The organism is Bradyrhizobium vignae, from assembly GCF_004114425.1.
Classification (GTDB): domain Bacteria; phylum Pseudomonadota; class Alphaproteobacteria; order Rhizobiales; family Xanthobacteraceae; genus Bradyrhizobium; species Bradyrhizobium vignae.
On the sequence record NZ_RDQF01000006.1, the window covers coordinates 163,947 to 179,538 of the forward strand.

16 protein-coding genes are annotated in these 15,592 nt (G+C 64.1%); 11 read left to right on the forward strand and 5 right to left on the reverse strand.

All coding sequences use genetic code 11. From position 1 onward, the window contains the following. Window positions 1-109 precede the first annotated feature (109 nt). From EAV90_RS07555 to EAV90_RS07575, 5 genes are all read left to right on the forward strand, one after another. Complete coding sequence (locus EAV90_RS07555) at window positions 110-2,239, forward strand: acetate--CoA ligase family protein (RefSeq protein WP_129143033.1); 2,130 nt, start codon at window positions 110-112, stop codon at window positions 2,237-2,239. A gap of 136 nt (window positions 2,240-2,375) precedes the next feature. Continuing rightward, window positions 2,376-3,218, forward strand: a complete 843-nt coding sequence (locus EAV90_RS07560; RefSeq protein ID WP_122404069.1) for an IclR family transcriptional regulator — start codon at window positions 2,376-2,378, stop codon at window positions 3,216-3,218. A 104-nt stretch (window positions 3,219-3,322) separates the two neighbouring features. Next, the gene (locus tag EAV90_RS07565; RefSeq protein WP_162500356.1) at window positions 3,323-4,291 is read left to right on the forward strand and encodes a Bug family tripartite tricarboxylate transporter substrate binding protein; all 969 of its coding nucleotides are present in this window, start codon (window positions 3,323-3,325) and stop codon (window positions 4,289-4,291) included. Further along, window positions 4,288-4,773, forward strand: coding sequence for a tripartite tricarboxylate transporter TctB family protein (locus tag EAV90_RS07570; RefSeq protein ID WP_129143034.1), 486 nt, complete (start codon window positions 4,288-4,290; stop codon window positions 4,771-4,773). The genes EAV90_RS07565 and EAV90_RS07570 overlap by 4 nt, the downstream gene beginning before the upstream one ends. Then, window positions 4,773-6,272 (forward strand): tripartite tricarboxylate transporter permease, encoded by a 1,500-nt coding sequence (locus tag EAV90_RS07575; protein ID WP_129143035.1) that lies wholly within the window; start codon window positions 4,773-4,775, stop codon window positions 6,270-6,272. The genes EAV90_RS07570 and EAV90_RS07575 overlap by 1 nt, the downstream gene beginning before the upstream one ends. 22 nt (window positions 6,273-6,294) lie before the next feature. Here EAV90_RS07575 and EAV90_RS07580 read toward each other — a convergent pair whose 3' ends face one another. Further along, window positions 6,295-7,035, reverse strand: coding sequence for a Crp/Fnr family transcriptional regulator (locus tag EAV90_RS07580; RefSeq protein WP_430644720.1), 741 nt, complete (start codon window positions 7,033-7,035; stop codon window positions 6,295-6,297). Between the two features lie 108 nt (window positions 7,036-7,143). Beyond that, window positions 7,144-7,410, reverse strand: coding sequence for a hypothetical protein (locus tag EAV90_RS07585; protein ID WP_129143037.1), 267 nt, complete (start codon window positions 7,408-7,410; stop codon window positions 7,144-7,146). 61 nt (window positions 7,411-7,471) lie between these two features. On the opposite strand from EAV90_RS07585, the gene EAV90_RS07590 reads away from it, so the two are divergent. The 6 genes from EAV90_RS07590 to EAV90_RS07615 all read left to right on the forward strand — a co-directional run bounded on the left by EAV90_RS07590 (window position 7,472) and on the right by EAV90_RS07615 (window position 13,869). Beyond that, a complete protein-coding gene (locus tag EAV90_RS07590; protein ID WP_129143038.1) occupies window positions 7,472-7,705 on the forward strand; it encodes a hypothetical protein in 234 nt (77 codons plus the stop codon). 145 nt (window positions 7,706-7,850) lie between these two features. After that, a complete protein-coding gene (locus tag EAV90_RS07595) occupies window positions 7,851-9,653 on the forward strand; it encodes an adenine deaminase C-terminal domain-containing protein (protein WP_129143039.1) in 1,803 nt (600 codons plus the stop codon). A 153-nt stretch (window positions 9,654-9,806) separates the two neighbouring features. Further along, on the forward strand, window positions 9,807-11,591 hold the full coding sequence (gene gcl, locus EAV90_RS07600; RefSeq protein ID WP_129143040.1) for a glyoxylate carboligase: 1,785 nt from the start codon (window positions 9,807-9,809) through the stop codon (window positions 11,589-11,591). Window positions 11,592-11,602: 11 nt separating this feature from the next. Further along, window positions 11,603-12,388, forward strand: a complete 786-nt coding sequence (gene hyi, locus EAV90_RS07605; RefSeq protein WP_129143041.1) for a hydroxypyruvate isomerase — start codon at window positions 11,603-11,605, stop codon at window positions 12,386-12,388. Between the two features lie 57 nt (window positions 12,389-12,445). Next, window positions 12,446-13,369, forward strand: a complete 924-nt coding sequence (locus tag EAV90_RS07610) for a 2-hydroxy-3-oxopropionate reductase (protein WP_129143042.1) — start codon at window positions 12,446-12,448, stop codon at window positions 13,367-13,369. A 116-nt stretch (window positions 13,370-13,485) separates the two neighbouring features. After that, on the forward strand, window positions 13,486-13,869 hold the full coding sequence (locus EAV90_RS07615; RefSeq protein WP_164936828.1) for a DUF1236 domain-containing protein: 384 nt from the start codon (window positions 13,486-13,488) through the stop codon (window positions 13,867-13,869). 34 nt (window positions 13,870-13,903) lie between these two features. Here the strand turns inward: EAV90_RS07615 and EAV90_RS07620 are convergent, their stop codons facing one another. The 3 genes from EAV90_RS07620 to EAV90_RS07630 form a co-directional block, all read right to left on the reverse strand. After that, entirely contained in the window at window positions 13,904-14,281 is a 378-nt protein-coding gene (locus EAV90_RS07620; RefSeq protein ID WP_129143044.1) for a VanZ family protein, read from the reverse strand. Window positions 14,282-14,357: 76 nt separating this feature from the next. Next, the gene (locus tag EAV90_RS07625; protein WP_164936822.1) at window positions 14,358-14,954 is read right to left on the reverse strand and encodes a thiamine pyrophosphate-dependent enzyme; all 597 of its coding nucleotides are present in this window, start codon (window positions 14,952-14,954) and stop codon (window positions 14,358-14,360) included. An 8-nt stretch (window positions 14,955-14,962) separates the two neighbouring features. After that, complete coding sequence (locus EAV90_RS07630; RefSeq protein WP_164936823.1) at window positions 14,963-15,514, reverse strand: thiamine pyrophosphate-binding protein; 552 nt, start codon at window positions 15,512-15,514, stop codon at window positions 14,963-14,965. Window positions 15,515-15,592 lie beyond the last annotated feature (78 nt).

Here is a 15,592-nt window from a genome sequence, read left to right on the forward strand (position 1 = left end):
CTCCGTTCCGTCGCATGGAACAGAGCGCGGCGAATGGCAAGCATCACGGGCAGCCGCAAACCACGCGCGCGCTTTGCAAAGAACGAACTGAGGTCAAGGGAGAAGCCACATGTCCAATTCCAAAGATGCCGTCCGCAAGGTGCTTGACCAGGTCAAGGCGGACAACCGCACCAGCCTGACCGCGCCGGAAGGCAAGCTGGTCTGCGACGCCTACGGCATTCCGGTGCCGAAGGAGGGCGTGGCGAAATCGGCGGGCGAAGCCGGCAAGATGGCGGCCGCGATGGGATTCCCCGTCGTAATGAAGATTGTCTCGCCGGACATTCTCCACAAGACCGAAGCCGGCGGCGTTATCGTCGGCCTCAAGACGGCCGAGGAAGCCGAGAAGGCCTACGAGACCATTCTCGGAAACGCGAAGAAATATAAGGCCGATGCCAAGATCGAGGGCGTCCAGGTGCAGCAGATGCTGGCCGGCGGTACCGAGGTCATCGTCGGTTCGATCACCGACGGTTCGTTCGGCAAGCTGGTGGCTTTCGGCCTTGGCGGCGTGCTGGTCGAAGTCTTGAAGGACATCACGTTCCGCCTCGCGCCTGCCACAAAGGAAGACGCGCTCTCGATGCTCGACGGCATCCAGGCACACGAGATTCTGAAGGGTGTGCGCGGCAGCGAGCCGGTGAACCGCAACGCTCTGGCCGACGTCATCGTCAAGGTCTCGCAGCTCGTCACCGATTTCCCGGAGATCGTCGAGCTCGACCTCAACCCTGTGTTCGCGACGCCGAAGGACGCGACCGCCGCGGACGTGCGCATCGTCGTCGATTTCGCCTACAAGCCGAAGCCGAAGCCGCGCCCGACTGAGGAGATCGTCGCGGCGATGAACCGCATCATGCAGCCCAAAGCGGTCGCCGTGGTCGGCGCCTCCGCCGAGGACGGCAAGATCGGCAACTCCGTGATGAAGAACCTCATCAACGGCGGCTACAAGGGCGAGATCTATCCGATCCATCCCAAGGCCGCCGAGATCCTCGGCTATAAGGCGTACAAGAGCGTCAAGGACGTGCCGGGCGTGATCGACGTCGCGGTGTTCGCGATTCCCGCGAAGTTTGTGGCGGCAGCTCTCACCGAATGCGGCGAGAAGAAGATTCCGGGCGCAGTCCTGATTCCCTCGGGCTTTGCCGAAGCCGGCGCACCGGAGCTGCAGGCCGAGATCGTGGAGGTCGGCAAGAAGTACGACATCCGCTTGATGGGGCCGAACATCTACGGCTTCTACTACACCCCGGCCAATCTCTGCGCGACCTTCTGCACGGCCTATGACGTCAAGGGCCACGCGGCGCTGTCGTCGCAGTCGGGCGGCATCGGCATGGCCATCATCGGCTTCTCGCGCTCGGCCAAGATGGGCGTCTCGGCGATCGTCGGCCTCGGCAACAAGTCGGACATCGACGAGGACGATCTGCTCGCCTTCTTCGAGCAGGACCCGAACACGAATCTGATCGCGCAGCACTGCGAAGACCTCAAGGACGGCCGCGCCTTCGCGGAAGCCGCCAAGCGCGTCTCCAAGAAGAAGCCGGTCGTCGTGCTCAAGGCCGGCCGCACCTCGGCCGGTGCGAAGGCTGCGTCCTCCCACACCGGCGCGCTCGCCGGTAACGACCGCATCTATGAGGACGTGTTCAAGCAGTCCGGCGTAATCCGTGCGCGCAGCTTGCGCCAGCTGCTCGAATTCGCCCGCGGCGTGCCGGTGTTGCCGACGCCGAAGGGCGAGAACGTGCTCATCATCACCGGTGCCGGCGGCTCGGGCGTGCTGCTGTCGGATTCCTGCGTCGACAACGGCTTGTCGCTGATGTCGATGCCCCCGGACCTCGATGCGGCCTTCCGCAAGTTCATCCCGCCGTTTGGTGCGGCCGGAAATCCTGTGGATATCACCGGCGGCGAGCCGCCGATCACCTACGTCAACACGGTGAAGCTCGGCCTGTCGGACGAGCGCATCCACGCCCTGATCCTCGGCTACTGGCACACCATCGTGACCCCACCGATGGTGTTCGCCCGCAACATGGTCGAGGTGAAGAAGGAGATGGAGGCCAAGGGCTTCGTGAAGCCCATGGTCGCCTCGCTCGCGGGCGACGTCGAGGTCGAGGAAGCCGCCGAATATCTCTACCAGCACGGCATCCCGGCCTACGCCTACTCGACCGAGCTGCCGGTCGAGGTCCTCGGCGCCAAGTACAAGTGGGCGCGCGGGGCAGGGCTGCTCTGAGCGTTGTCTCTCCCGTCGTCCGGGGCGGCGCGAAGCGTCCAACTATGGTGCGCGCTTGCGCACCTGAGGATCTCGAGATTCCGGGTTCGCGCTCACGCGCGCCCCGGAATGACGCCAGCCAGAGCGGCAGGTCGCGATGAGCAAGAACGTGATCCGGCGCAAATCGCTCGAACCCAGATCGCCGGCGGAGGCTGATCAAGAGGGCCGCGACGGTGGCGTGCAGTCCGTTGATCGTGCGCTGTCGATCATCGAGACGCTGGCCGAGGACGACGAAGGTTATCGCCTCAGCGATCTTGCGATCCGTACCGGCCTGTCGGCTTCCACCGTGCACCGACTGCTCGCAACGCTCGAAAGCCGCCGTTTCGTGCAGTTCGACCGTGGCGAATCGAAATGGCATGTCGGCGTGCGCAGCTTCACAGTTGGCGCCAGCTTTGCGCGGAGGCGTAATTTTTCCGCGCAGGCGATTCCCTACTTGCGCAAGCTGCGCGATCTCACCCGCGAGACCGCCAATCTCGCCGTGGTCGACGATGAGTTCATCATCGTGCTGACCCGCATGGAAAGCCGCGAGATCATGCGCTCGCTGACCAAGGTCGGCGGCCGCGTTCCCATGGTGACCTCCGGCGTCGGCAAAGCGGTGCTCGCAACCTATTCAGACGAGGACGTCGGCGCCGTCATCCGCCATCACGGCATGCCCCGGCTGACCGAGAAGTCGATCGTGCGGCCGAGTGACCTGTTCAAGGAGCTTGAAAAAATCCGCAAGCAGGGCTTTGCCGTCGACGATGAGGAGGCACAGATCGGCCTGCGCTGCGTAGCCGCGGTGGTATACAATGCTTTGGCCGAACCGCTAGCCGCGATTTCCGTATCCGGCATGACCAGCCGCGTCACCGACGAGCGTTTGCCGGAGATTGGCCAGATCGTCCGGGATGTCGCTGCCGAATTGACGGCCGCGCTTGGCGGGGTGATCCCGGCATCCCGCTAGCCAAAACCCTGAGGGGATCTCACTGGACAGCATCGGCCGTTTTGGTTGATATGCGACCAAACGACATAATGCGGCGAAGTCCGCACGAGCCTGGAGATGCCTGCATGTTTCGATTTCCCGTGCGCCTTGTCGGCGCAGCCGTCGCGTTGACCCTGGCGGCAGCCAATCCGGCCTTTGCCCAGCAGCTCGAGCTCAAGCTGATGGCGCCGGCCGCCCCAGGCGGGGGATGGGACCAGACGGCGCGTTCGATGCAGCAGGCGCTGGTGGCCTCCGGCGTCGCCCGCAGCGTGCAGGTCACCAACGTTCCCGGTGCGGGCGGCAGCGTGGGCATCGCGCAGTTCGTCAATGGCGCCAAGGGCGATGGCAACCAGATGATGGTCAACGGCTTCGTCATGGTGGGCGCGCTCGCCATGAACAAGTCGCCGGTGACGCTCGAACAGGTGACGCCGATCGCGCGTCTCACCGAGGAAATCCAGGTGATCGTGGTGCCCGCGAACTCGCCGATCAAGACCGGGCAGGATCTGGCCGCCGCGGTGAAGGCGGATATCGCCAAGGTGACCTTCGCCGGCGGCTCGGCTGGCGGCGTCGACCATGTGATGGCTGCGCTGTTCGCCGGCGCCGTCGGCGCCGACGCGAAGAAGATCAACTACATCCCGTTCTCCGGCGGCGGCGAGTCGCTCGCTGCGATCCTTGGCGGCAAGGTCACCGCAGGCATCTCGGGGCTGAGCGAATATGAAGGGCAGATCAAGTCCGGCAAGCTGCGCGCGATCGGCGTGACATCGGAGAAGCGCATTGCCGGCAGCGACATCCCGACCTTCAAGGAACAGGGCATCGACCTCGTGATCGCCAACTGGCGCTCGGTGGTCGCACCTCCCGGCATCACGCCGGAGCAGCGCAAGACCTTGAGCGATGCGGTCGAGAAGATGGTGAAGTCGGACGCCTGGAAGGAGATCCTCAAGCAGAAGGGCTGGGAGGACGCCTATCTCGGCGGCGACGCCTTCGCCGACTTCCTGAAGAAGGAAACCGTGCGCGTCACCGACGTGCTGAAATCGGTCGGTCTCGTCAAGTCATGACATCAGGCGATTCTGCGCAGCCGCCGCGGCGTGTCGATCGCGCCGGCATCGTTATCGCTGCGTTGCTGGCGGCGCTCGCAGCGGTGCTGGTCTGGGACGCGCGCGGCCTGCAATCCGCCGCGATGTACGGCATGGGGCCGGAGGCGATGCCCGTCGTGGTCGCCAGCGGCCTTGCGCTGCTGGCGGTCGGCAATTTCATCGATGCGCTGCGCGGCAACTTGCCGCCGCGTGAGAGCACCGGTCCCGTGCCGGTCTTTCTGATCCTCGTCGGCCTCGCGCTGCTGATTGCGATCATCGGCTTTGGCGGCGGCTTCATCCTGGCGACCTCGGCGCTGTTCGTGACGACGTCCGCTGCCTTCGGTCGCCGCGCGGTCCTCGTCGACAGCGCCATCGCTCTCGTGATGTCGACCCTGATCTATCTCGCCTTCGACCGGCTATTGACGCTGAGCCTGCCTGCGGGCCCGCTGGAGCGATTGCTGTGATGGATACTTTTGCCGCGCTGGCGCATGGCATGGCGGTCGCCGTCCAGCCGATGAACCTGCTTTACGCGCTGATCGGCGTGTTCCTCGGCACGGCCGTGGGCGTGCTGCCCGGCATCGGCCCGGCCCTGACGGTCGCGCTGCTGCTGCCGGTGACCTACAAGCTCGATCCCGGCGGCTCGCTGATCATGTTCGCCGGCATCTATTATGGCGGCATGTATGGCGGCTCGACCACCGCGATCCTCATCAACACGCCCGGAGAAAGCGCATCGATGGCGACCGCGCTCGAAGGCAACAAGATGGCCAAGGCCGGCCGCGGCGGGCCGGCGCTCGCGACCTCTGCGATCGGCTCCTTCGTCGCGGGCACCATCGCCACCATCGGGCTCGCTTTCCTCGCGCCCTGGCTGGTCGACTTCGCGGTGCGCTTCGGCCCCGAGGATTATTTTGCGCTGATGTGCGTCGCCTTCGTCACGGTGTCGGCCACCTTCGGCGATTCCCCGGTCCGCGGCCTGACCAGCCTGTTCGTCGGCCTGACGCTCGGCCTCGTCGGCATCGACAAGCTGACCGGCCAGGCCCGGCTTGCGTTCGGCGTGCCTGAATTGCTCGACGGGGTCGAGGTGACGACGCTCGCGGTCGGCTTGTTCGCGGTGGGCGAGGCGCTCTACGTCGCATCGCGCCGCCATCACACCGAGGAGAAGCTGGAGCCGGTGCGCGGCTCGCTGTGGATGACCAGGGAAGACTGGAAGCGGTCGTGGAAGCCGTGGCTGCGCGGCACCATGTTCGGCTTCCCGATCGGCGCGCTGCCCGCCGGCGGCGCCGAGATCCCGACCTTCCTGTCTTATTCGACCGAGAAGCGTCTCACGAAATATCCGGAAGAGTTCGGCAAGGGCGCGATCGAAGGCGTCGCGGGACCTGAGGCCGCCAACAACGCCTCCGCCGCCGGCACGCTGGTGCCGCTGTTGACGCTGGGACTTCCGACCTCGGCAACCGCCGCGATGATGTTGGCGGGCTTCCAGCAATACGGCCTCAACCCGGGCCCGCTGCTGTTCGCCGAACGGCCTGACCTCGTCTGGGGCCTGATCGCGAGCCTGTTCATCGCCAACATGATGCTGCTGGTGCTCAACTTGCCCCTGGTCGGCCTGTGGGTACGGCTGCTCGCGATCCCGCAGCCTTGGCTCTATGCCGGCATCCTCGTGTTCGCAACCATGGGCACGATCGCGGCCAAGCCCTCGGTCGTCGAATTGTCGATGCTGGCCGGCTTCGGCGTGCTCGGCTTCCTGATGCGCCGGTTCGATTTTCCGATTGCGCCGGTCGTCGTTGGCCTGATCCTCGGCCCGATCGCCGAGAGCCAGCTCCGCCGCGCACTCGCGATCAGCCTCGGCGATCCCATGACGCTGCTGCAGAGCCCGATCTCGGCGACGCTGCTCGGTATCGCGCTGATCGCGCTGCTGGCGCCGTTCGTGCTCAAGGGGCTGGGGCGGTTCAAGGCGAACGAGGACTAGCTAGGAGCATCGCCCGTTTCATCTACCGGATCGGCAGATCGAAAGCGCGAGATGGCGCTGTACTCATAGAGAAGATCTTCTCGAGTTCGAGCCGCATGGTGTCGCGGCATTCGCACGCCACCGCAGCGAGCCGCGATGAGTCGATCTCGATTTCGCCCCGCCGCTCAGATCTGATCGCTCCGGAAGCGCGCAGATTGCGCATCAGGAGCGTCACCGTCGTTCGTCGCACACCCAACATCTGCGAAAGCGCGTCCTGCGTGAGAGGCAGGACGTCTTGGTTGATGCGATCGTGAAGTTGAAGCAGCCAGCGTGCCATGCGGGCTTGGACCGGATGCAGTGCATTGCAAGCCCCGCCCAATTGAAACTGTATCAGCACCGCCTTGAAGTGAAGCTGGACTACGTGCCGGATCGCAGGACTCCGGCTGAAAGCGGCATGGAATCGCGCTGCGGGGATCCGCGAGGCCGTCCCCGCGGCACGAACGATGGTCGTAACGGCCGCAGGGGATGGTCCCAGCACGGACAGAGTGCCCACTGCCCCTTCGCGCCCTATTGCGGCGCTGGCGACCGTCTGCCCATTCGCCATATCGACCATCACCGAAACGGCGCCGCTGTGAGGGAAGAGGACGTGTTCGGTATGATCCCCCACTCGCGAGACGACCTCTTCCCGATCGAGAGTGACCGTCTGTAGATCGGGTGCCAAAAGATCGAGATCCGCGGTCGGCAGTGCTGACAGAAGCCGGTTACCAACTCCGCTTACAAGCATCACTGCAGCCCGATGCGGACAATCCGCCCCATCGCATTTCGAGCGGCAAACGACGACAACCTCAAACTTTGTTTGAACTCACATATGCTTTTCGCCTCGAAATCCAATTCAGATGCGAAAGCTCTCAACCGCAAAAGTGAAACTCCAAGCACATGCGAAGGCGAATTCTGCTGTTTCAATTAGATCCGAGCGCCGCGCGCAGACAATTGCAAAATGGGTATGGGTAACATCATAAGGGTTCCAATTTCGGCGCGTGGCAAACGCCACAACGAGTTGCGTAAATTGGTGCGACTGCGCCGCAAGCCGGTTCCCGATCTGAACGCGCTGTTCGTAATGGAACGACGATTTTCTGCATTGGTGTTCGCTCATCGTCACGAAACCAATCTCGAGCCCGATCGTTGGCCCAATGCTCCGTCACTTGCGAGAGGAGTGCCAAATGAAGCGAATGATCCTCGCGCTCGCCGCAGTGGCTGCTCTAGCTGCGGGAGCGGTAACAACAGCAAACGCTGTTGAGTTTGGCATCGGTTCCGGCGGCGTCTATGTTGGCCCGGACCGATACTACCGTGACTACGACGGTGACCAATACTACGGCGGTTGCCGCACCATCGTACAACACCGGGTCAACCGGTTCGGTGAGGATGTTGTGGTTCGCCGCCGCATCTGCGACTGACCTCAGTGGTAGTTTGGGCCCCGATGCCTCGATACGTCGGGGTCCTCTGCCCAATGCGTAAGCACGGGTGCTGTATTATTTGAGTTGCCCTCGCCGCCAACCGCGGCAACCATCGCGGGCTATCCATTCCCACGCGAGAGCCCCGATGAACAAGCTCACCCGCTTCTCCGTCGCGCCGCTGCACAGCATGACGCGACGTCTCGCCGATGTCGCATCCGCACGCGCCGCGCCGGATCTCGTCGTCACCGGGGCGCGGGTGCTCTCGACCTATTCGGAGCGGCTCCATCCGGGGCGGGAGGTCTGGATCACAGGCGGCCGTATCGCGGCGGTGAAGCCTTCCGGAACAGCACGGAAGGTATGGCGCGACGTCACGACCTACGACGCGGCTGGCGGCATCATCGCGCCGGGCCTGGTCGATCCGCACATCCACATCGAATCCTCGATGGTGACGGCCTGCGCGTATGCCGAGGCCGCGCTGCTCAACGGCACCACAACGATCTTCTGCGACAGCCACGAGATCGGCAATGTCATGGACGTTGCCGGTGTCGAGGCGATGCTGGAGGACGCGCGCGAGGCGCCGCTCTCGATCTTCCTGACGGTGCCGAGCACGGTGCCGGCGACATCGGCCGAGCTGGAGACTGCAGGCGGCGATCTGACGCCGGACAAGATCGCCGGCCTGTTCGACCGCTGGCCAGAAGCGGTCGCGCTCGGCGAGAAGATGGATTTCGTGCCGGTGACCATGGGCGACGATCGCAGTCATGCGATCCTCGCGGCTGCTTTGAAACGGGGACGTCCGGTATCCGGCCACGTCTATGGCCGCGAATTCGTCGCGGCCTATGCGGCATCCGGCATCACCGACACCCACGAGGCAATCGACCGCGACATCGCCGACGATCTGCTCGACGCCGGCGTCTGGGTGTTTTTGCGCGGCGGCCCGCCAACGACGCCCTGGCATTCGCTGCCGCAGGCGATCCGGACCATCACCGAGCTCGGGGCCTCGCACAAGCGCACCGCCGTGTGCACCGATGATCGCGACGCCGACGATCTGCTGCTGTTCGGTCTCGACTGGGTGGTCCGTGAAGCCGTGAAAGCAGGGATGTCGCCGGAGCAGGCCTGGTCGATGGGCTCGCTGCATGGCGCGACGCGCTTCAACATGGAGGGCGAAATCGGCGGCCTCGGCGGCGGCCGTCGCGCCGATCTCGTGCTGATGGACGACCAGCTCAAGCCGCAATGCACGTGGTATGGCGGCGAGCTCGTGGTCGAGCACGGCAAGATCACTGATAGCCTCGATCGGGTGTTGTCGCAGCGCTATCAATATCCGAAGGCGGCTTATGCCACCGTGAAGCTGCCGGAGAAGATGAAGTTGACGCCGGAACTGCCCGCGAAGGCCTGCACCATCAACGCCATCAAGACAGCATTGCCGGGCATCACCTTGATCCACGAGAAGGTGGCGATCGAGCCCGCAAAGGACTGGCCGTCGCTGTTCGCGCGTTACGGCCTCTGTTTCGTCACGGTGGTCGAGCGCCACGGCAAATCGGCCGGCAACGTCGCCTACGGCCTTTTGAAGGATTTCGGCCTGAAGCGCGGCGCGGTCGCCTCCAGTGTCGGGCACGACAGCCACAACATCATCGTCGCCGGCACCAACGAGGGCGATATGCAGGTCGCCATCGCCGCCATCAAGGACCGGCAGGGCGGCGTCTGCGTCGTGGCCGACGGCAAGGTGAGGGCGCTGGTCCCGCTGCCGATCGCAGGCCTGCTCTCGGACAAGCGCGTTACAGAAGTGGCCGAACAGGTCAAAGCGCTGAAGAAAGAGTGGGCCGAGGCCGGCTGCACCATCCCCTACATGGGCTTCAATTTGATTCCCCTATCGGTCATTCCGGAAATTCGCATCACCGACAAGGGCCTCGTGCTGGTGCCGCAGATGGAACTGGCGCCGCTGTTCGAGTGAAGCGGCTTTCACACATATCTCGATCTAACTGATTGAGACCGCCACGATTTTTCCGTGGCTGCCGCATCGTGGAAAATAAAATCGATCTCGTTGAGATCGGCTTGCGCGCATCTGATGATCTCGCTCGCTGACTTAACCTGAGCGAGGTCCGATATGGCGAAGATGCGAGCTGTCGATGCGGCCGTGCGTATCCTGGAGAAGGAAGGCATCTCGACTGCCTTTGGTGTTCCCGGGGCTGCGATCAATCCGCTCTATTCGGCGCTGAAGAAGCGCGGCTCGATCCGCCACATCCTGGCGCGGCATGTCGAGGGCGCCTCGCACATGGCCGAGGGCTATACAAGGGCAAAGGCTGGCAATATCGGCGTCTGCATAGGAACGTCAGGGCCGGCCGGCACCGACATGATCACCGGGCTCTATTCGGCGATCGCCGATTCCATCCCGATCCTCTGCATCACCGGGCAGGCGCCGCGGGCGCGGCTTTATAAGGAAGACTTCCAGGCCGTCGACATCGAGTCGATCGCAAAACCCGTGACCAAATGGGCGGTGACGGTGCGCGAGCCGGCATTGGTGCCGCGCGTATTCAGCCAGGCGTTTCATGTGATGCGGTCGGGCCGGCCGGGACCGGTGCTGATCGACATGCCGCTCGACGTGCAACTTGCCGAGATCGAGTTCGACGACGAGACCTATGAGCCGCTGCCGGTCTACAAGCCGACCGCGACGCGCAAGCAGGTCGAGAAGGCGCTGGAGATGCTCAACGCCGCCGAGCGGCCGCTGATCGTCGCCGGCGGCGGCATCATCAATGCCGATGCCTCCGAGCTTCTGGTCGAATTCGCCGAGATCGCCAACGTGCCTGTTGTCCCGACGCTGATGGGTTGGGGCGCGATCCCCGACGACCACGTGCTGATGGCCGGCATGGTCGGCCTTCAGACCAGCCACCGCTACGGCAACGCCACGCTGCTGGAATCCGACTTCGTCCTCGGCATCGGCAACCGCTGGGCCAACCGCCACACCGGTTCGGTCGAGACCTACACCAAGGGCCGCAAATTCGTCCACGTGGACATCGAGCCGACCCAGATCGGGCGTGTGTTCAATCCCGATCTCGGCATCGTCTCGGACGCCAAGGCCGCGCTCGAGCTCTTCGTCACCGTCGCCAGGGAGTGGCGGCGGTCAGGCAGGCTCCGCGAGCGCCAGGCGTGGCCTGCGGCCTGCCGCGATCGCAAGAAGACGATGCTGCGCAAGAGCCATTTCGACAACGTCCCGATCAAGCCGCAGCGCGTCTATGAAGAGATGAACAAGGCGTTCGGTCGTGATACCACCTATGTCACCGTGATCGGCCTGTCGCAGATTGCCGGCGCGCAATTTTTGGGCGTCTACAAGCCGCGCAACTGGATCAACGCCGGGCAGGCGGGTCCGCTCGGTTGGACGCTGCCGGCCGCGCTCGGCGTGCGCGCGGCGTGCCCGGATCGCGACATCGTCGCGCTCTCCGGAGACTACGACTTCCAGTTCCTGATCGAGGAGCTCGCGGTCGGCGCGCAGTTCAATCTGCCCTACATCCACGTCGTCGTGAACAATTCCTATCTCGGCCTGATCCGCCAGGCCCAGCGCGGCTTCGATATGGACTACCACGTCCAGCTCTCCTTCGAGAACATCAACGCGCCCGAGATCGGCGTCTACGGCGTCGACCACGTTGCGGTCGCCGAAGGTCTCGGCTGCAAGGCGATCCGCGTGACTGATCCGAAGGACACGCAGGCGGCGTTCGCCACCGCACGTGAACTGATGGCGAAGCACCGTGTGCCCGTGGTGGTCGAGTTCATTCTCGAACGCGTCACCAACATCGCGATGGGCACGGAGATCGACAACATCGTCGAGTTCGAGGAAGTGCTGGATCTTCCGCTCGACGAAGTCGGCGCCACCCGCGTGTTGCAGCCGGCGGAATAGGGAAGAGCATCATGCCGAAGTTTGCTGCCAACCTCACCATGCTCTTCAACGAGATGCCGTTCCTCGACCGCTTCGCCGCAGCGAAGGCGGCGGGCTTCTCCGGAGTCGAATATCTCTTCCCCTATGATTTCGACAAGGCGCAGCTGCGTGAGCAGCTCGAGGCCCATGGCCTCACGCAGGTGCTGCACAATCTCCCCGCAGGCAACTGGGCAGCGGGCGAACGCGGCATCGCGATCCTGCCCGACCGCAGTGCCGAGTTTCGCGACGGCGTGTTCCGCGCCATCGACTACGCCAAGGCGCTCGATTGCGACCAGCTCAACTGTCTCGTCGGTATTGCGCCTGTCGACGCTGATCCCCGCGAACTTCAGGAAACGTTGATCGGAAACCTGCGCTTCGCGGCCTCGACGCTGGCGCGCGAGAACATCAAGCTGCTGGTCGAGCCGATCAACACGCTCGACATTCCCGGCTTCTATCTCAATGGCACTGAGCAGGCGGTGCAGCTGATCTCGGAAGTGCGCTCGAACAACCTCTTCATCCAGTACGACATCTACCACATGCAGATCATGGAGGGCGATCTCGCCCGCACCATGCAGGAATATATGCCCCAGATCGCCCACATCCAGCTCGCCGACAATCCCGGCCGCCATGAGCCCGGCACCGGCGAGATCAACTATCCCTTCCTGTTCCGCCATCTCGACGCGGTCGGTTATCGCGGCTGGATCGGCTGCGAATACAAGCCGCGCACAACGACGCTGGAAGGCCTTTCGTGGCACGCGGCGCAGACGTTTGAGACCTGAGATTGAGGTCCAGATGCGGCCGCGATGACGGTGCGCTCCCGCGTGCGGGAAGCGTCGATGAACTTTGCTACTCCAACTGTGAGAAATCAAACCATGACCAATATCGGCTTCATCGGACTTGGCACCATGGGACGGCCGATGGCCGGCCATCTTCTGGCTGCGGGCCATCGCGTTCTCCTGCATGATCTCGCGCCGATCGCGCCGGAGCTGATTTCCGCCGGCGGTATCGCCTGCAAATCGGCCAAGCAGGTCGCGGAGGGGGCGGATGCCGTCATCATCATGGTGCCGGATACGCCGCATGTCGAAGCAGTGCTGTTCGGCAAGGACGGCGTCGCAAGCGGCATCTCCAAGGGCAAGATCGTGGTCGACATGAGCTCGATCTCCCCGCTGGCGACGAAAGAGTTCGCCAAGAAGATCGAGGCGCTCGGTGCGGACTATCTCGACGCACCTGTCTCGGGCGGAGAGGTCGGGGCGAAAGCTGCGAGCCTCACCATCATGGTCGGTGGGCCGGAGCGGGCTTTTGGCACCATGAAGCCGATCTTCGACAAGATGGGCAAGAACGTCACGCATGTCGGTGCCAATGGCGACGGTCAAACGACGAAAGTCGCCAACCAGATCATCGTCGCGCTGACGATCGAGGCGGTGAGCGAAGCGCTTCTGTTCGCATCCAAGGCTGGTGCGAACCCCGCGCTGGTGCGCAAGGCGCTGATGGGCGGCTTCGCCTCGTCGCGGATTCTCGAAGTTCATGGCGAGCGCATGGTGAAGCGCAATTTCGATCCGGGATTTCGCATCGAGCTGCACCAGAAGGATCTCAACCTTGCGCTCGAAGGCGCGCGGACGCTCGGCCTCTCGCTGCCGAGCACCGCAGTGGCGCAGCAATTGTTCTCGTCCTGCGCCGCGCATGGCGGCAAGGCCTGGGATCATTCGGCGATGGTGCGCGCGTTGGAACTGATGGCAGGGTACGAGATCGCTGCGGTCTGATCTGTTACCGGGTAACACTCTCCAGATGCGTGCTGCATCTTTGTCGCAGGGGAACCGGAACAATGCTCCGGCCCCGCGGGTTGAAGGTGCATAACAATCACTGGAGGCGTAAGGACATGAAAACCCGTCTGGCGATTACGTTGGCTGCTGCGTCGTTGCTGGCGTCGAGCGCGGCCTTTGCTCAATCGACCACCGCCCAAGGCGCTGCAGAAGGCGCGCGTGCGGGCGGCGACATCGGCGGCCCGGTCGGCGCGATGGTCGGCGGCACCGTCGGCGCGGCCGTTGGCGCAGGTTTGGAAATTCCGAATGCAATTCTGGGCGGCATTCCGCGCGATGATTCCGTGGTGATCCGCGAGCGCGTCGTGGTCGGCGAGCCGTTGCCGCCTACCGTGGTGCTGCGCCCGGTGCCGAACTACACCCAGTATCGCTACGCGGTCGTGAACGACCGCCGCGTGATCGTCGAACCGCGCACGCGCCGCGTCGTCAGGATCATCGACTGATCTGCGACGCCGATAATATCGGCCCTGCGGAGTGTCACTCTGCGGGGCCTTCGCTCGTCAGGACCGAATCGGCCCGAAGCCGGGCGACGGCCCAATCTGCGGCGGCCGCGAGCACGAAGCCGAGGCAAGCGGTGAGCACGTCGACCAGAAAATCCTCGAGCCGCGCGTGGCGGCCGGGTGCCCAAAGTTGCATCAGTTCGAGCACGCCGATCAGGACCACTGCAGCCGCTGCGGTCAGCAGGCGCCGCCGCCGGTAGGCAAGGCCGAAGGCCAGCCCCACCAGGATGAAGGCGAGCGCATGTTCGCCGTCCTGACCGAGGTCGGAATGGGGCCGCAGGCCCGGTGGACTAAGGGTTGCGAATGTGACGGCGGCCGCGAGCAGCCAGGCAAAGGAACGAACCAAAAGGGGCATCCGGCTCGCTTAGCACAGATTTGCAAGGCGCCGAATAGTCCCGCCATCAGATCGACATGTAGTTGATGACAAAATGTTAAAGTGGTTCGCGCACGCCGAGACCATGCATGAAGCGTTCCCGGATCTGCACGGGGTCGCGGCGGGTGGTACCCACGCCCGGCTTATCGTCGATTCTGACGGCGATCAGGTTGGGCTCGGAGGTAGCCATCGCATCGTCGACCAGCCGCTCGAAATCCTCCTCGTCTGCGGCCCAGGCGCTGTTGGTGAGACCGGAGCCAACGGCGATTGCGACGATGTCAGCGACATTCGCGGCGGGCGTCGGCTGCGCGCCGGTGATTTGGTAGATGCCGTTATCCATCACGATCATCGTGAGATTTTTCGGCTTCAGGGCTGCGATTGTCGACAGTGCACCGAGCTGCATCAGCAGTGAGCCGTCGCCTTCGAGCGCGAAGACGCGGCGGTCGGGTTGCGCCAGCGCCACGCCGAGCCCGATCGGGAAGGCGAGGCCCATGCTGCCAAGCATGTAGAAATTCTGCGGGCGGTGGCCGGCGGCCCAGAGATCGAAATTGGTGTTGCCGATGCCGCCGATCACGGCCTCTTCGTGCTGGAGCTTCGCGATCAGGCGCGAAGTCACATCGAAGCGGTTCATTATCTTGGTGTTGCGTGCGCTCATGGCCGGCCTCACTTGTCGAAGACCTTGCCGCCCGTGAGCAGCGGGTTGAGGATCAGCGCCACCGGCGCCTGCGTCGTGACGGCCTGCTTGATCGAGCGGTCGGCAATGAATTCGAGCTCGTCCAGCCGGGTGATGGTGTGGTGCTCCAGCGCCAGCGAGTCCAGCACCGGGCGCATGGTGCGGCAGACCAGCGACTGGCCGTAGTTGAACTCGCCGAGCGTCCCGCGCTCGGACACGAACATGATCAGCGGGATCTGGTAGGGCACTGCGAGGGAAGCGAGCACGTTGGCGAGCGTGGCGAAGCCGGAGGTCTGCATCAGCACCGCGCCGCGCCGTCCGCCCATCCACGCGCCTGAGACGATGCCGACCGCTTCCTCTTCGCGGGCGGTGGCAAAGGTGGTGAAGAAGGGATCGGCGTGCAGGTTCTTGATCAGCGGCGTCAGCACGCGGTCGGGCACGTAGGGGATGAGGCTGACCGCGTTCCTCTTCAGGGTTTGCAGGACGATGCCGTGCCAGCTTCTGTCGCTGGTCCCCTCCGTCTGTTGCTCCGCAATCGCCATTGCGTTCTCCCTAGGGCCGCGCATGCTTCTTGGTCGTGACCATTGTTCTGGTCGTCGCGGCGGTGAGCCGAACTTGAC

What these genes read in the sequence shown, in the direction of transcription:
- EAV90_RS07555 (WP_129143033.1), top strand. Translation starts at nt 110, where the DNA reads ATGTCCAATTCCAAAGATGCCGTCCGCAAGGTGCTTGACCAGGTCAAG.
- EAV90_RS07560 (WP_122404069.1), top strand. Translation starts at nt 2,376, where the DNA reads ATGAGCAAGAACGTGATCCGGCGCAAATCGCTCGAACCCAGATCGCCG.
- EAV90_RS07565 (WP_162500356.1), top strand. Translation starts at nt 3,323, where the DNA reads ATGTTTCGATTTCCCGTGCGCCTTGTCGGCGCAGCCGTCGCGTTGACC.
- EAV90_RS07570 (WP_129143034.1), top strand. Translation starts at nt 4,288, where the DNA reads ATGACATCAGGCGATTCTGCGCAGCCGCCGCGGCGTGTCGATCGCGCC.
- EAV90_RS07575 (WP_129143035.1), top strand. Translation starts at nt 4,773, where the DNA reads ATGGATACTTTTGCCGCGCTGGCGCATGGCATGGCGGTCGCCGTCCAG.
- EAV90_RS07580 (WP_430644720.1), bottom strand. Translation starts at nt 7,035, where the DNA reads ATGCTTGTAAGCGGAGTTGGTAACCGGCTTCTGTCAGCACTGCCGACC.
- EAV90_RS07590 (WP_129143038.1), top strand. Translation starts at nt 7,472, where the DNA reads ATGAAGCGAATGATCCTCGCGCTCGCCGCAGTGGCTGCTCTAGCTGCG.
- EAV90_RS07595 (WP_129143039.1), top strand. Translation starts at nt 7,851, where the DNA reads ATGAACAAGCTCACCCGCTTCTCCGTCGCGCCGCTGCACAGCATGACG.
- gcl (WP_129143040.1), top strand. Translation starts at nt 9,807, where the DNA reads ATGGCGAAGATGCGAGCTGTCGATGCGGCCGTGCGTATCCTGGAGAAG.
- hyi (WP_129143041.1), top strand. Translation starts at nt 11,603, where the DNA reads ATGCCGAAGTTTGCTGCCAACCTCACCATGCTCTTCAACGAGATGCCG.
- EAV90_RS07610 (WP_129143042.1), top strand. Translation starts at nt 12,446, where the DNA reads ATGAACTTTGCTACTCCAACTGTGAGAAATCAAACCATGACCAATATC.
- EAV90_RS07615 (WP_164936828.1), top strand. Translation starts at nt 13,486, where the DNA reads ATGAAAACCCGTCTGGCGATTACGTTGGCTGCTGCGTCGTTGCTGGCG.
- EAV90_RS07620 (WP_129143044.1), bottom strand. Translation starts at nt 14,281, where the DNA reads ATGCCCCTTTTGGTTCGTTCCTTTGCCTGGCTGCTCGCGGCCGCCGTC.
- EAV90_RS07625 (WP_164936822.1), bottom strand. Translation starts at nt 14,954, where the DNA reads ATGAGCGCACGCAACACCAAGATAATGAACCGCTTCGATGTGACTTCG.
- EAV90_RS07630 (WP_164936823.1), bottom strand. Translation starts at nt 15,514, where the DNA reads ATGGCGATTGCGGAGCAACAGACGGAGGGGACCAGCGACAGAAGCTGG.